Raw genomic sequence first — 15669 nt, 5'->3', positions numbered from 1 at the left:
ATACTATAAATGCTTTGGCTAGTGCTTTCACTTTGCTTTGATGCATGCTTTATAAGTGCTTTGTCAGATTTTGATAGGGCAATTATTGTAAATGAAGGGTTTAAGATTATTCCCTTACCATCCTCACCATATCCTTAATCGCCTCAACCACTACATCAGGTTCATCAAGTTGAATGTGGTGACCGCTATTCCGGGCTATGATTTGCTTACTATTGCTCGAAAGTCTAGTAAGTTCTTTCTGGTCTTGCAGGCGTTTTTGTTCTTCGGCTTCATTATCATTTGAGAAGGCTTTCCCTCTCGAAATAACAATCAAAGGTTTATTGCCTAATGGTTGCGGATTCTTCTGTTTCGCTTTAACCATTTGCAATAATTCATCCATCAGGTAAATATTATCGCTGGTGGCATAATACTCGTACTTACCTAAGGCCCATAAACGTATTTTTTGTATGGAATCAGGCAATAGAGCAAAAGAACCATGTACCTGCTTGGCTGGTAACCCCATTTTATTTAAAGCATCGCCAATCGCTTTTATGGCTTCGGGTGTTCTGGCTAAGTTATTATCTTCGGGTGTTGCAACAGTTTTTATAGGAGGAATAGACTTTCCGGTAGCATCTTTTTCAGGTGTTAACATTCGGCCATTAATGAAAAATCGGCCAGTTTCACTACCTGAATCAACTAATACAATTCCGGCTACTTCATCAGGATATGTCTGTTCAAAAAGCCTGACTAATAAGCCGCCATATGATGCGCCAACTAAAACATAAGGCTTGGGAACTCGCGCTTTAAGCAAAAGTGTATGCAAATCATAAACAGCCTGTTGCATAGTATGTGGCCGTGGCCCTAAATCACTCCAGGCTAAACCTGCTCTGTCGTAGGCATATACGCGGGTAAAAACAGCTACTTTGGTTTGCACCATTAGCCAATCGAACGAAAAATCTCCGCTTCCTGCTTCTAAAACGACACTTGGTCCCTGGGCGTGATGTGTACCTTGTTTGAAAAGATGTAATCGCCACCCACCTATATCAATTAATTGTCCTAAGGAGCGAGGCGATTCTGTAACTTGTGCCTGTGTAGTGATAGTAAGCCCAAACCCGAATACAATCACAAAAGCAGTTTTGATAAAGGCTTCTGGTCTTTTAGAAATCGAAAAGATTCTGGAATAAAAGGGCTGCCTGCCACGTCTGAGCTGAAATGAGGCAATAAGGATAAGCACAGTATTGAGTAATAGAAGAAACCCAATGATAGCCACAGCGTAAATTGGAAAAAAAGGATTCATGCCTTCAGGGCGAATGAGCGCTATAACTATGGTAGCGGCTAGAACACCATAGGTCAGGCATGTCCAGATGAGTTGAAATTTGAGTAGCTGACGGCCTAATTCTCTGACACCAACAATCTTGTCCCGGTATCTCCACCAGAGAATAAGGGGTAGAATTAAATTGCCAAAAGGAATCAGCCAGATTGTTAAAGCAGAGAGGTTCAGTAATTGCAGAAAACTTGGGTCTTCTTTTAAATCAAGCGATATATTTAAGCTCAATAAATCTTCGGGAGACTGTCCCAGTGCGTTAGCTATCAACCGGAGAGTTAGTCCTCTGGGTTCGGTATGTCCTTGTTCAATCCTTTGTAAAGTTCGCAGATTGATAGAAGCCTTATCTGCTAATTCTTCCTGTGATAAGCCCTGACTTTTACGTAAGTTGAGAATTTTTTTAGCTATTGTCATGATTTTGTAATTTTGATTTATATGACAAAATTAGCCTGCACTCTAAACAAAGATAACGGTTTTTAGCCGACTTTTATACGGCATTTGAGTAGATTAAGTGATTGGTGATTTAGCGATTTAGTGATTATGTTCTAATAAATGGATATTATCAAATAAATTTTGAAACTGTAAATTTAATAATTGACTTAACAAATTAATTCCTGCAACTTTGTCAATATACTAATCTGATTTTTAAAATCCCCTTTAGGGCGGTCCGACGTTTCGGTTAAGGGTGTGCGTTTATGTCTTCTTTTAAAGTAACCATAGCCGGAAGTGGCCTTACCGGCCTCACACTTGCTTTACTCCTTGCCAAAAGGGGAGTAGAAGTTTTGCTATTGGACGAAAAAAGTGAGATAGGTAAGGGCAGCAAAGCCATTTGTTTTTCGAGACGTACTTTAGAAATTTTTGATAAACTAGGCGTGGTGAAACCTGTTTTTGGGCAAGGGGTACAATGGAATAAGGGAAGAATATTTTTTAGAAATCAGGAGATTCATAGCTTTGATTTGCTGCCTGATAAGTACGCCAAGTATCCTGCTTTTGTGAATATCTCTCAATATGAGGTAGAAAAGATATTAGTGGCGGCAGTTCAGCAGGAAAAATTGATAGATATGCGATGGCAGCACCGGATAAAATCTCTGGAGACGAGTATTGAAGGCAATACTATTCAAATAATAACGCCCGAAGGAGAACAAGCTTTAACCAGTGACTTTTTAATAGCCTGCGACGGTAGTAAAAGTACAATCAGGCGACTGATGAATCTGGAAATGACTGGGTCGAGGTCGGAAGAGAAATTTCTTATCATCGATTTCAGAATGGAGGCAGATTTTCCATCAGAACGATGGTTCTGGTTTGCACCACCACACAATGAACAGGAAACTATTTTACTACATAAGCAACCGAACAATATCTGGCGACTGGATGTGAAATTAGGAAAAGAAGTGCCTGAGACTATAGTAAATGACCATGATTTTGTGATAAAAAAGATAAAGCAGGTAGTAAGAGATAAACCTGTTAGTATTGATTGGGTGAGCCTGTATAGATTCAGCAACAAAATGTTAGAGAATTTTGTACATGGCAGTGTAGTTTTTGCAGGAGATGCAGCCCATGTCTTTAGTCCATTTGGTGCCAGAGGAGCTAATTCAGGCATGCACGATGCTGATAATTTAGCATGGAAGCTGGCTGAGATAGTAAACAATAAGGCAACAGCAAAATTATTGCAAACTTATAACCATGAGCGTTTAGGAGCTTGCAAACAAAATATTACCTGCACAATTAATTCTACTCAATTTATTAGTCCGCCAACGGTTAAGGCAATATCTGTAAGAGATTCTATTTTACTACAGGCTGTTGGAGACGTTGTTGCCAAAAAACAAATCAATTGTGGGCGACTAAGTGTGCCCAATGCGTATAGCAGCTATAGTCACAGTGAGGAGGGTGAGTGGAATTCAATAGAAACATCGCCCGGACGTTGTATAAAAGACTGTTTGATGTATGATGGTTATCTGATAGAAAAATTGAATTCTGAGTTTACTTTACTCATAAATTCAGATAACCATTCTGCTAATATTGATACAGATTTTGCTGCAAATAATATTCATATACTAGCGATTACGAATGATGGTAGTCCGGCCTTAATTGACTTGTATGAACTTACACCAGATGCTGCCTACCTTATCACTCCCGACCAATATATTTTAGGAAGATGGAAAAACTTCACTCCTGATCTGGCAATCAGCCTTAAAGAAATTTATCTATCAGGTTCCTTAACTGATATGATTTCTCACACACCATCAGAGCAAGATTTAATAGATAATGAAGTGGCTATACTATTAGCAGAAGAATAAGAAAGCTTAATAAAGTCCCCCTTTAGGTGTTAGGGGTGCCTTACTTTTCTCACCGTAAAATAATAAAAAAACCGTACAATCATGAATCGGATTGAAGGCTCTTTTGTATACGTAAAATTCCCGATAAATTTCCTCTTTCAGATGTCGCTAAGACTGATGAAAACCAAGGGAGGATATGTTGAGGCTAAGAAAATGTATCCGTAAACTCGTTGAACTGCTAACCCCTGGCCTCTAAAGGGAGACTATAGTTGAGCTAGAATGTTTTACTATCTAAAAACATTAGTGTTTTAGCAGAGAAACTTTCTACTCTTAAAATAGTCCCCTTTTAGGGGTTAGGGGTTAAAATTGTATCTGCAAAAATGCTCTGGCATTAAATGGAGTGCCCGGCGTAAAATGTATTTCTTCTACTGGTTGACTTTCATCTTTCAGACGGCTTTCTGTAGCAAACTGGGTTTCTTTCCAGCGGGTATTAAAAAGATTCTGAATATTTAGTCCTAAAGTGTAACGGCTTTTGGTATAGCTCAACAAAGCGTCTGTTACGAAATAACCTTTGGCAACAATACTACTATCTTCGTTAGCCGGCCTATCACCTACGTATCTATAGCGCAAGCTGCCGCTAAAGCCATTTTTATTTTTTAGTGTCAACCCTCCAATACTTGTAAATTTTACAGCCAGTGGTAGGAAGTTTTGTCCTTCGGCTTCGCCTACAGCGCGGGGCTTAGCCCAGTTGGCATCAAAATCGGCAAATAGATTTCTGGTCAATTGATAACGCACAGATACATCAAAGCCGCTTCTGACCGATTGCCCGGATGGTTCTACCACACCTGCATCGCCCACGTAAACGAACTCCTGTTGTAGCCATAAGTACCAATAAGCCGCATTGATAAGCACTTTTGGAAAAGGCTTCCAGTTGGTTCCAAAATCAGCCCCATAGGCGGGAGGTAGTATATCGAGACCATTTTGTGCTACCACCACTCGAGTATCGTTAGAATGGAACCCTTTGCCCAGATTGAGATACAATTGTAGTTTGTTATTCTGTGTATAATACAGATTCAACTTAGGCGATAGTATAGAAGCCTGCGCCTTACTTTTCGTATTGGTTTGCAGATGGTCAAGGTATTGGTTATGAAAATAATCAAAACGAACACCTACGGTTGCCGTAAGCTTATTGCTCAATTGAATGTTTTCATCGGCATAAATACCAAGATTCGCTTCATTAATATCTCCCAACTTAATGGCCTCTAATAACTCTGAACGGTTTTGGGTGTGTGATAATTCTGAATCATTCGTCAAATCATGTCTATAATTTACTCCAATATTAAAGGTGGCTTGTTTTTGACCTATACCATGGGCAATGGAATAATTGCTATTATATCCCCACAGATTCCGCGCTTCTTTTTGTTTAATCTGGTCGCCATTTATAGGGTCTTCCAAAAAGAAAGTAAAGTTAGAGTAAAGTTCAAAGTTATAATTGGCATAGTAGAACTGGTTTTTCCAGACATGATTACGTTTAGTAAGCGTCACAAACTGGGCATTCAAGTTTGTTCGATTGGTCTCGCCGCCTTCATTTGGGTCAATAGCCCCAAAGAAACCGATTGAACCATCAGCAACCGCACGATCTGGAATTTGTCCTGAGGCATTCCATTTGCTCCAGAAAGTAGAAGCAGTAAAAGTAAGGTTTGTATTAGCACTTAGGTGCCCGTGATATTTGCCTAATAAATTCAGTCGTTTAAAATGCTGTGGTACATCAAAATAGGCATCAGAATAATTATACTCTCCGGCCAGATAAGCATTCTGGTTCTTATCCTGTGCTTTTTTGAGTAAGATATTGGCTCCGCCTACCAATCGATACGTATTAAACTGCCCTGCTTCGGCTTTTACAAAATTCTGGTCTAAAACAGATTTGGTTCTGAAATTGGCCCAACCTGCGGTACTGAAATTACCTTTATCGGCATCATACAAACCCTTTTTGAAATCAACACCATCAATTAATTCGGGAATAATGAAGTGGGCATCGGCATAGCCTTGTCCGTGCGCATGTGAAACCATATTAATAGGCATGCCATCTACTGTCAGACGAATATCTGTGCCATGGTCAATGTCAAAACCCCGTAAGAAAATCTGTTCGGCTTTACCACCTCCGGCATGTTGCCCGATCACTACTCCTGGAATAATACGGAGTACCTCCTGTGAATTATTGATGTTACGAAGCTTAATATCTATATTAGAAATAACCTGCTGATGCTGTGGGTTGGCAGCAGAAACCTTTACTTCTTCTAAGGATACCTCGGTGCTGGTGAGTATAAAATTAATTACCGAAGCCTCGTCAGCTTTCACTATTACTGCCTGTGCTTGTGCCAGATAGCCCATAAAAGATACCTCTACATTATAAGGGGCAGGAGAGAGGTTGTTAATCTGGAAATAGCCGGCATCATCAGAGATTGCTCCACGATTCAGTCCTGTCAGCACAATATTTGCTCCCCGGATAGGTTGTTTGGTTTTACTATCGGTAATTTTACCTACAATAGTACCTAAGTGAGCAAAAGTCGTAGAAATGGTGAGTAGCTGTATAAAAAGTATACGTTTCAGTAAATTCATGAGTGGTTTGCTTTCGAATGTCGATGAAATAAGTTTACAAATATAACATACTATACTCAAAAGCAACTGTACTGTATTTTTAGAGTCAGAATTTGATAACTCAACATTCCTTGCTTTTAATAGCTGGATAATTTACTTTCGAAAAATAAATGGGAGATTTGAAAAATCATATTAAAATAAAAGTTCCCCTTTAGGGGTTAGGGTTTTATGAAAATCTGTCTTGCACAAACAAAGTCCGTAAAAGGTGATATTTTGGCTAATATTGCGAAACATCAACATTTTATTCAACAAGCTATAGTTGAAAAGGCTGAAGCTATCTTTTTTCATGAACTTTCATTGACAGGTTATGAACCTGAGTTGGCTGAATCATTAGCTACCACACCTGATGATAATCGTTTTGCTATTTTCCAGCAAATGAGTGATAATCATGGTATTACTATAGGGCTTGGCATGCCTATCAGAACAGCTAAAGGTATAGAGATCACAATGTTGATTTTTCAAACTAATCAGCCTTTACAGTCCTATGCCAAGCAACAATTACATGCCGATGAATTGCCTTATTTTGTAGAAGGACACGAACAACTTATACTTTGGCCTGAAACATTGAAAGTTGCTCCGGCTATTTGCTATGAGTCATTACAAGCCAGCCATGTTCAAACTGCTCATGCCCTTGGCGCAAGAGTCTATCTGGCAAGTGTAGCCAAATCTCAAAAAGGAGTTGATAAAGCCTATATTCATTATCCTATTATTGCCCGACAATACCAAATGCCTGTGTTGATGGTAAATTGCGTAGGCTACTGCGATAATTTTGTAAGCATGGGAAGCAGTGGATTCTGGAATGCAAAAGGAGAATTGGTAGCGGCTTTGGATCATGTGAGGGAGGGACTACTCACGGTGGATTTACAAAGAGAGCAAATGGCTCTAAAGTAATTATTAGCGTTTATATTTAATGTACACTTTGCAGGAAACCTTACTAATCATTGAAAACGGATTCCCTTCTCACCTATATGTCACAGTCATTTACTATCAGATATGGAAACCTAGCTGATTTAGCAGACCTCCAACAATTGTTTAAAGAAACGATTACTACTATTTGTAAGGCTGATTACAATGATAAACAGATACAAGTTTGGGTGATGGGAGTAGAGAATATAACTCGCTGGCAGACAATCCTTTCAGAGCAATATGTGTTAATTGCCGAAATGGATAATATAATTGTAGGTTTTGGAACTTTAGATAAAGGGAATTATATAGATATGTTCTATGTCCATAAAGATTATCAGGGAAGAGGCGTTGCTTCAGCATTATATAATTCTCTTGAAACCGAAGCCAGACATCAAAGGCAAAAAAGCCTGACGGCTGATGTAAGCAAAACTGCCAGACCCTTTTTTGAAAAAAAAGGTTTTCAGATAGTTACTGAGCAAACGGTTATAAGACAAGGGGTAGAACTGACTAATTACAAGATGAAAAAGTTGATTGATAATGAATCAAAAGAGTCTGTTGAATAAACTCCTTTGATTCTTATCTTTATCGCTTTTATCCTTATTCTTTCATGCGGGCTATAAACACATCAATACCTCCGGCACTGGTAATAATTGTATTGCCAAAAGTAGCAGACCCCGAAAAATATCCTGTTAAATAGAGATTGGCTGCATTGTCAATGGCTACTGCCTGAGATACGTCAGCACCAGCACCCCCTGCTTTTTGGGCCCATTGCACAGCTCCATCTGAAGTAAATTTGGCAACAAAAACATCAGTATCTCCATTGCTTGTGAGCGAAACACCTCCAAAATTACCAGTACTCTCAAAAGACCCGGTCACGTATACATTATTATTAGCATCACGCGTGAGACCGTAACCTATATCTAAGCCTGTACCGCCTAATTGTTTTACCCATTGCATATCTCCATCTGTATTGTACTTAACCAGAAAAGCATCAGCAGCTCCATAAACGGTAAGATCTGTACCACTAAAATTGGCAGTTCCTGCAAAATTTCCTGTCACAAATACATCTCCTGTGCTACTGGCAACTATCCCATGGCCCTCTTCAGTAATCGGACCACTCCCTTTTTTTGCCCATTGAAACACTTTGTCAGCATTGTATTTAACAACAAACATATCACTACTACCACCATTATTTGTCAGACCACCTTCACTGAAAACCAAATTACCCCGATAATAGCCTGTAGCATAAATATTTAAGTTGTCTACCGCAATGGCATAGCCTTCGTCGTCCATAGGACTGCCACCTGTCTGAACCCACCAGTTCTCTCCTTCAGAACTGCAACCGGCAATAAAAATGTCTCCATTGCCCTGGCTTGTAACAGTTGTATCTCCAAAAGTGGCCACGTTAGTAAAAGATCCCGTAACAAAGACACCAGAGCCATTATTACTAAGACAAATACCTCTGCCAGTATCATAACCTGGACTTCCTGCATTTTTTACCCATTGCAATGTGCCGCTTGTATTATACTTGGCAATAAAAACATCCTGTTGTCCTGCACCTACCAGATTGGTAGCGCCAAAAGTGGCAGTGCCCGTAAAACGGCCAGTAATATACGCATTGCCACTGGCATCTACGGCAACGGCGTTAGCACGGTCATCACTGCTTCCACCGGCTTTTCTCACCCATTGCAAGGCTCCGGCTCTATTGTATTTAGCCAGGAAAATATCTTCTCCGCCAGTGGTTACAATACTGGTGCTTTCAAAGGTGGCCGTACCAGTAAACCGTCCGGCTACATAAATGTTACCATTATTATCTGTTGCTACGCCGTAGCCATAATCGTTACCAGTGCCTCCTTCTGCCCATGCTGTAATGGCCGGAAGATTAATATCATCATCGTTAATGAGTCTGGCCCAACGGTCTCCTGTATAAAAACGAAGACATTTGAAAGTTAAGTCAACGGCCATATCCCCGGTTGTAGGTGAAGGCAAGGCCAGAATGGCATCATAACTTAAACGAGGTAATGCACCAGCAGGAAGTGGGGTAATACCACTAGGTAAGATGGTAACATTCTGTGCATAAGTTGTAAAAGTAGCCATTAATATAGCTACCATAAGGCATAGTCTTTTCAGCCCGGCTATATAGTCGGGTAAGGACTTTAAAGTATTGATTTTCATGTATTTAGAGAGAAAAAAATGATAAATGATGTATCAAAAGTATAGCATAGAAAATTCAGGAAAAAGTAAACCCGAGTGAAACATGCTATAATTTTATTCAGTGGACAAAAAATAAATTGAATGGCTAAACAAACTCAGGATAGGGGCAAAAAGTAGTTAATTCAGACGATTTTAAAGAAATTTAGCTATTTTTTTCAAACTTGCCAATCAGATATTCTATAGAAAGCTTTTCACTAATGCTAATGGAGATTTTCTTCTGAATAACAAAAAATGTTGCCCTGATCCAGGGCAACATTTAGCTTTTACTTCAACTAACTCTACTTTTATATTTAATTTATCATTATTGAGATCACGCCTAATCAATCAAAAACTACATCTGCAAACGAGCTATCAGAATATCTTCATTTCCTGCGGAGGTATAGTTGATATTATTGATTTGGGCTATCTGTCTGAAAAATCCAGTTATATAGATATTTTTGTTAGTATCTATGGCCAAATCAAGAATTTCTTCAGAACCGCTTCCACTAATAATTTCAGCCCAGTATAAATTCCCCTTATGATTATACTTAGCAACAAAAGCATCCTGCTCACCCACAGGAAGTCTGGTTTTATTCCCAAGCACAAGTATATCGGTAAAATAGCCTGTGACATAAAGAGTATTATCAGAGCTTAGTGACATGCTTTTTACCCAATCAGTGCCAACACCATCAATGGTTTGTAACCATTCCAACTCCCTGCTATTTTTAAGCTTCAGAATAAAAATATCTGTGCTTCCACGGGCAGTTTTTGTAATGCCTTTGAAATTAACTGTATAAAGGAAATTGCCTGTACAATACACGTTATTATTCTCATCAACGGCAACGCTCATAGCATAGTCATGTCCGACGCCTCCAAAGTTCTCCACCCACTGGATATTCCCATCATTACTATATCTGGCAATAAAGGCATCGCTTGCACCAAAAGAAGTTTTAGTAAGCTGATTAAAATAGGCCGTATTGCTAAAGTAGCCTGTCAGGTATATATTCTGGTTGGCATCAATGGCCAGATGATTTCCACCATCGTCAAGATTACCTCCGGCTGTTTGTACCCATTTAATATTACCATTGCTGTCATACTTCGCCAGCAATAGGTCATTATACCCTCTGGAAGTTTTGGTGATACCGTCTACAGTTAGCGTATTCATAAAAGTACCTGTAATGTAGATATTATTATTATTGTCTAGCGCCAACTTATTATACACACCACCAGTTCCGGTTTTTACCCATTGAAAACTACCGCTGTTAGTATATTTAGCTATAAAACAATTGGTGCCACTAGCTGTGACAGGGCTACCGTTGAAAGAAACTGTACCAAAAAAATAGCCCGTAATAATAACGTTTCCATAAGTATCAAGTCCAATATCAAGTGCATAGGCCTGACCAGTACCACCCGTGATCTGAATCCACTGTAAAATACCGCTTTTATTGTATTTGGCTACAAACAAACAACGAAAGCTCTCACTGATTTTGGTTATATTACCAAAAGTAGCGGTATCGCCAAAGAACCCTGTTATATATATATTACCATTAGCATCGGTAGCTATCCCTTGCCCCTGGTCATAACTTTTACTGCCGGGCGTATCAATAGTGGAGGCAATAGGTGTTTTATTGGCAGAAGACCGATTGACGCTTACCCATTGCTGCCCATTATAAACACGCAAACAGTCAAAAGTCAGATCGTAGGCTATATCACCTGTCTGAGGATTTGACAAAGCCAGGATAGACTCATAACTTAAGCGCGGATAGCTCATGGTGCTAGCCGGAGTAATGCCATTGGGTGTGACGGTAACACTCTGGGCGCATGTATAGATACTTTTGCCAAGCAATAGCAAGGCAAAAGCAAATTTTAGAATATTCTTTTTCATGATGTACCTGTAAAATAAGTAAAATAAAAATCTACATTTGCAGGCGAGCAATAAAGATATCTTCCCGCCCGGCTGAAATGAAAGAAATATCTGCAAAACTGGTAGTTTGTCTGAAGAACCCTGTTAGATATACGTTTCCGTTGTTATCGGTAGCTATAGCCTGTGCTTGCTGTGTGTCAGGGCCTTCGATGGTCTGTACCCATAGCAGAATTCCTTTTTTATGATATTTTGCTACATAAACATCCTCATCACCTACCGGAATTTTGTTGGTAGTTCCAAAATCAATTGAGTCATTGAAATTACCTGTTATATATACATTGCTTTCATTATCCAGAGTTAGTTTGCAGACAACCTCATTGCCAATTCCGCCAATAGTTTCTATCCATGCTACATCTCTGTTCGGATGTAATTTCAAAATAAAAATATCTCGTAAACCTTTGGATTGTTTGTAGGTACCTTTAAAATTGGCCGAAGCGTCAAATGAGCCTATACAATAGACAAAGTTATGTTCATCAATGGCTATATCAGAAGCTTCGTCATCGTTTTCACCTCCAAATGATTCAGCCCATTGAATTGCACCATCAGGCGAATATTTTGCAATAAAGGCATCACTTGCCCCTTGAGAGACTTTTGTGAGGTCAAAAAATGTAATAACCCCTTGAAATTTGCCTGCTATATACACATTATTGTTTGCGTCTACGGCTATACCGAAAGCGGCGTCATAATTGCCACTTCCGGCAGTTTTATACCATTTATAATTCCCTTCGCTATCATATTTGGCCAGGAATGCATCAAAATTACCTTGTGAATTTCTACTTCGGCCCTCTATATTAAGAGTATTACTAAAAGCCCCTGCTATATAGACATTGTTATTTTTATCCAGCGTTACTTTATATGGTACACCTCCAATCCCGGTTTTTACCCATTGAAAATCTCCGTCGGTATTATATTTAGCTATGAAAAAATTAACAGGTGAAGCAGTCATAGTAGTATTGCCTATCATAACTGTACCGGTAAAATAGCCAACTGCATAAGAGTTGCCAACACTATCTACAGTAAGTCCAGTAGTATAGGTATAACCTGTTCCTCCAGCTGTTTGTACCCATTGCAAAGTACCGCTACTGTTGTATTTGCTGACAAATAAACAATGCGCAGCCCTCGTGATTTTAGTAGTATTCTGAAAAGTTATAGTGTCAGCAAAGAACCCAGCTACATAGACATTCCCCATAGCATCAGTGCCGATGCCTTGTCCTTGGTCATTTCCCCGACCACCATGAGTAGCTGTTGCAGCCAGGTTGGGTGTGCTGGTAGCGGCAATTGATTGATTAGTGCATATCCATTTCTGACCATTATAGGCGCGTAAACAGCCAAAGGTGAGGTCGTAGGCAATATCACCTTTTTGTGGATTTGGTAGGGTCAGGAGTGCATCATATGCAAGCCGTGGATACGTGCTGTTACTGGCAGGTGTGATGCCATCAGGCGTGATGGTTACATTTTGTGCATACGTGCAGATGCTTTTGGCGAGCAGTAGCAAGCCAAAAATGAATTTTAAAGTAGCTTTTTGCATAATTTTATTAAATAATCTAATACGAGGCGAACTTAGAGAAACAGGCGTATCAAAGGAAGATTATTATGTATGAATTGTAAGATACGATTCATCAATTGTTATTGTGAAAATATTATCGCTTTGGCAGTGAAATAGTTTTTCATAAAGCAATTGGGTTAAGTGCTAAAATAAAATACCCGTCTTATCAGATAAATAGAACAGGTATTCCAATTTTGACCTGATAAGTTCTACTTTCTCACTCTTTCTCTTTCTTCGTCGTCAGTATTTCTGCTGATGTTTTTTGTGTTTCTACCGAAACTTCTTGAATAGGTAAGTTTAACAACTCTGTAAAGTGCAGTTTCGTCTTTGAAATTTGACTCGCTTCTGATATTGAAAGCAATAGGTGTCATACTACCTATATGTGTGTAGTAAGAGGTAGTCTGAAACAAGTCGGGCAGTGATAGCTGAAAAGTACCTTTGTCGTTTTTGAGTTTTTTGGCAATCCCTAAATTCATGACACCGAAACCATTCAGACGATTGGCCCCATCAAAGAACGGGAAATTCTGCCAGCCTGATAATTCTATTTCAAAGTTTTTCGGCAAAGAAATCGTTTGGGTAAAATTCAGGTTCTGGAAAAGATAAGTTTTTACGGCAGGATTAAGGCTGTAGGATATTTTATAGCGTCTTAGCGCCGTAGTACTACCTAAAGTAAACTTCCACCAGGATGCAATCTGGACAGGTGCGCTGATAAACAGATTCATACTTTTTTGATAATCAAGGTTTTGTGGGGATGACACACCAATATCTTTTTGAGGGTTGGATGTAATCTGATAGCGTAGAATAGGGTGCAAATCATATTGAAAGGATAAACCTACATTATACCCTTTTTTATTAAATTCTGCTTTTACAGCATCAGTAATCGTTGGTTTTAGTAGCGGATTGCCCGAGAAAACAAAGGTGGCATCATTATAAAAGAGGTTAGAAATCAGGTCGGTATAAGCCGGACGGGTAATACGACGACTATAACTCAGACTGAGGTTACTCTTATCGTTAATGGCATAAGTATAGAGCAGGGAAGGGAAAAATTGGGCTATAGTAAATGCTTCCTTGTAAATAGTAATATTGCGTTGCCAGTATTCATAACGAAGACCTGCGTGCAGATTCGATTTAGAATTAAGCAGAAACCGGAATTGCGAGTAGCCTGCTATTATTTTCTCATCTCCGCTAATAGTGCTTTGGGTACGTGGATCAATCTCCCACACATCACTCACTTTGCGCTCTACATTGCTAGTATTGGCGTTCGTCGTATAACTGCCTTTAAAACCTAACTCTGCTTGTATTTTAGGGGTGAGTTGCAAGCTATAATCTGCCTTGATAACACCTACATGAATGGTAGAATGGCTTTGTCCACGATTACCATAATTAAATATAGGGTTGGTAGGAGGGATGTCTTTACCGTCTTCATTGAAATACCGATACGTGACCAGATTAGGACTATCGTTGTTATACCCGATATAACTCAGGTCAAAATTTAATTGAGATTTTGTTGAAAGCTTCTGATTGAGATAGAGGGATGAAATAAAGTTCTGCCGTTGATTGGTACCATCAGATAATCCTCGTGAACCTAAAAAGCTACCATCAGGCATAATACGGTCGCCAATAATCTCAACCAGATTATGCGTTTTGCTAGATGAAAACGATAACTCACCTCCAAAAGAGGTTTTATTAGTAGGGCGGAACTCGGCCAGGACATTTGCATTGTGCACTTGTTGAATACGGTCAGTCAATCCTCCAAAAATAGTACTATTATAACCACCCATAAAAGGGAAATTTGAGGTACCATGACCTTTATAACCCGAGTAGTCATGATTATGCCCAAAAGAATAAGAAGCATTTATATGGGCTTTTTTGAAACCATGTGATAAGCCAATGGAAGTAAGGGCCTTTTCCCGATAACCATAACCTGCTGTAACTGATAGATTAAGCCGCGTGCCCTCGTTTTCCTTTTTCTTAAAGATTATATTGATAATACCAGCCCCACCATCGGCATCGTATTGCGCAGTAGGAGAGGTAATCAACTCTATTTTTTCGATGTTGTCTGCGATTGTACTCTCTAGCAGATTCATTAATTCTTCCATCGACATTGGCACTCTACGTCCATTGAAAAGAATAGTCACGCCACTTTGTCCGTTCAGACTAAACTGATTATTGCGTCTATCTGAAATAACACCTGGCAGCCGCTCCAATACCTGTAAGGCATTACTCCCCTTAGTCATGAGGCTGCTTTGGATATTAATAACTTTACCAATAGGAGTATTTTGGATAAGATCTTTCTTAGCCGAAACCGTAACTTCATTAAGCGCATTATTTTCTTCGGCTAAGTAGATGGAGGTGATTTGAATTGGAGAGTTATTAAAAGCAAAGGATTTAGATTGATAATTTTGATAGCCTATGCTACTGACACGGAGGAAAAACTCACCCGTTCGGGTAGGGTTTAGTTGAAAATCTCCGTTTTCATTAGTAGCTGCACCCGTATTTATGCTTGAATCTTTAGCAGAAAGTAATACTACATTAGCAAAGGGAACGGCTTCTGATTTAGCTGTAATTATTTTACCTGTGATTTGCCCAAAGAGATTAAACGAAAATAAGGATATTAGTAATAGCAATAGCGTTTTCATTGTTTATTGAATTTTCCAATGAATTTATGTATATGCTAAATACATCCATTTAAGAATTGATAAACTGTAAATAATACTTGATTAAGTGTAAAGAATGATGGATAACTCCCCCTAACCCCCAGAGGGAAATAACCGTAAAACTTTACGTGCACTCCGCTTTCCATTCTCCGTCCTCCTTTTTCCACACTTTGGATACAATACGCAGGGTTTTGGATACATTTATG

10 protein-coding genes are annotated in these 15669 nt (G+C 39.2%); 4 read left to right on the top strand and 6 right to left on the bottom strand.

What is annotated here, in order from left to right:
* Positions 1-106: 106 nt before the first annotated feature.
* Entirely contained in the window at positions 107-1717 is a 1611-nt protein-coding gene (locus D0T08_RS00765) for an alpha/beta fold hydrolase (RefSeq protein WP_116980659.1), read from the bottom strand.
* A gap of 281 nt (positions 1718-1998) precedes the next feature.
* On the opposite strand from D0T08_RS00765, the gene D0T08_RS00760 reads away from it, so the two are divergent.
* Positions 1999-3600, top strand: coding sequence for an FAD-dependent monooxygenase (locus D0T08_RS00760; RefSeq protein ID WP_116980658.1), 1602 nt, complete (start codon positions 1999-2001; stop codon positions 3598-3600).
* Positions 3601-3681: 81 nt separating this feature from the next.
* A complete protein-coding gene (locus D0T08_RS28045) occupies positions 3682-3804 on the top strand; it encodes a hypothetical protein (RefSeq protein ID WP_255413502.1) in 123 nt (40 codons plus the stop codon).
* Between the two features lie 135 nt (positions 3805-3939).
* Here D0T08_RS28045 and D0T08_RS00755 read toward each other — a convergent pair whose 3' ends face one another.
* A complete protein-coding gene (locus D0T08_RS00755) occupies positions 3940-6198 on the bottom strand; it encodes a TonB-dependent receptor (RefSeq protein ID WP_116980657.1) in 2259 nt (752 codons plus the stop codon).
* 207 nt (positions 6199-6405) lie between these two features.
* Here D0T08_RS00755 and D0T08_RS00750 point away from each other — a divergent pair, with 207 nt between their 5' ends.
* Together D0T08_RS00750 and D0T08_RS00745 are read left to right on the top strand one after the other, a co-directional pair.
* Positions 6406-7128, top strand: a complete 723-nt coding sequence (locus D0T08_RS00750) for a carbon-nitrogen hydrolase family protein (protein ID WP_116980656.1) — start codon at positions 6406-6408, stop codon at positions 7126-7128.
* 77 nt (positions 7129-7205) lie between these two features.
* A complete protein-coding gene (locus tag D0T08_RS00745; RefSeq protein ID WP_116980655.1) occupies positions 7206-7706 on the top strand; it encodes a GNAT family N-acetyltransferase in 501 nt (166 codons plus the stop codon).
* 34 nt (positions 7707-7740) lie between these two features.
* On the opposite strand, the gene D0T08_RS00740 is transcribed toward D0T08_RS00745, so the two are convergent.
* From D0T08_RS00740 to D0T08_RS00725, 4 genes are all read right to left on the bottom strand, one after another.
* The gene (locus D0T08_RS00740; RefSeq protein WP_116980654.1) at positions 7741-9318 is read right to left on the bottom strand and encodes an SBBP repeat-containing protein; all 1578 of its coding nucleotides are present in this window, start codon (positions 9316-9318) and stop codon (positions 7741-7743) included.
* Between the two features lie 370 nt (positions 9319-9688).
* On the bottom strand, positions 9689-11221 hold the full coding sequence (locus D0T08_RS00735) for an SBBP repeat-containing protein (RefSeq protein ID WP_116980653.1): 1533 nt from the start codon (positions 11219-11221) through the stop codon (positions 9689-9691).
* A 31-nt stretch (positions 11222-11252) separates the two neighbouring features.
* Positions 11253-12788: an SBBP repeat-containing protein gene (locus D0T08_RS00730; RefSeq protein WP_116980652.1), complete on the bottom strand. Its 1536-nt coding sequence runs from the start codon at positions 12786-12788 to the stop codon at positions 11253-11255.
* 227 nt (positions 12789-13015) lie between these two features.
* Positions 13016-15445 (bottom strand): outer membrane beta-barrel protein, encoded by a 2430-nt coding sequence (locus D0T08_RS00725; RefSeq protein ID WP_116980651.1) that lies wholly within the window; start codon positions 15443-15445, stop codon positions 13016-13018.
* Between the last annotated feature and the right edge of the window lie 224 nt (positions 15446-15669).

The organism is Emticicia sp. C21 (genome assembly GCF_003418935.1).
Taxonomy (GTDB): domain Bacteria; phylum Bacteroidota; class Bacteroidia; order Cytophagales; family Spirosomataceae; genus Emticicia.
Note: the sequence above shows the minus strand (reverse complement) of the source record. Positions and strands in the feature narration are given on the sequence as shown.

What these genes read in the sequence shown, in the direction of transcription:
- D0T08_RS00765 (WP_116980659.1), bottom strand. Translation starts at nt 1,717, where the DNA reads ATGACAATAGCTAAAAAAATTCTCAACTTACGTAAAAGTCAGGGCTTA.
- D0T08_RS00760 (WP_116980658.1), top strand. Translation starts at nt 1,999, where the DNA reads ATGTCTTCTTTTAAAGTAACCATAGCCGGAAGTGGCCTTACCGGCCTC.
- D0T08_RS28045 (WP_255413502.1), top strand. Translation starts at nt 3,682, where the DNA reads ATGAATCGGATTGAAGGCTCTTTTGTATACGTAAAATTCCCGATAAAT.
- D0T08_RS00755 (WP_116980657.1), bottom strand. Translation starts at nt 6,198, where the DNA reads ATGAATTTACTGAAACGTATACTTTTTATACAGCTACTCACCATTTCT.
- D0T08_RS00750 (WP_116980656.1), top strand. Translation starts at nt 6,406, where the DNA reads ATGAAAATCTGTCTTGCACAAACAAAGTCCGTAAAAGGTGATATTTTG.
- D0T08_RS00745 (WP_116980655.1), top strand. Translation starts at nt 7,206, where the DNA reads ATGTCACAGTCATTTACTATCAGATATGGAAACCTAGCTGATTTAGCA.
- D0T08_RS00740 (WP_116980654.1), bottom strand. Translation starts at nt 9,318, where the DNA reads ATGAAAATCAATACTTTAAAGTCCTTACCCGACTATATAGCCGGGCTG.
- D0T08_RS00735 (WP_116980653.1), bottom strand. Translation starts at nt 11,221, where the DNA reads ATGAAAAAGAATATTCTAAAATTTGCTTTTGCCTTGCTATTGCTTGGC.
- D0T08_RS00730 (WP_116980652.1), bottom strand. Translation starts at nt 12,788, where the DNA reads ATGCAAAAAGCTACTTTAAAATTCATTTTTGGCTTGCTACTGCTCGCC.
- D0T08_RS00725 (WP_116980651.1), bottom strand. Translation starts at nt 15,445, where the DNA reads ATGAAAACGCTATTGCTATTACTAATATCCTTATTTTCGTTTAATCTC.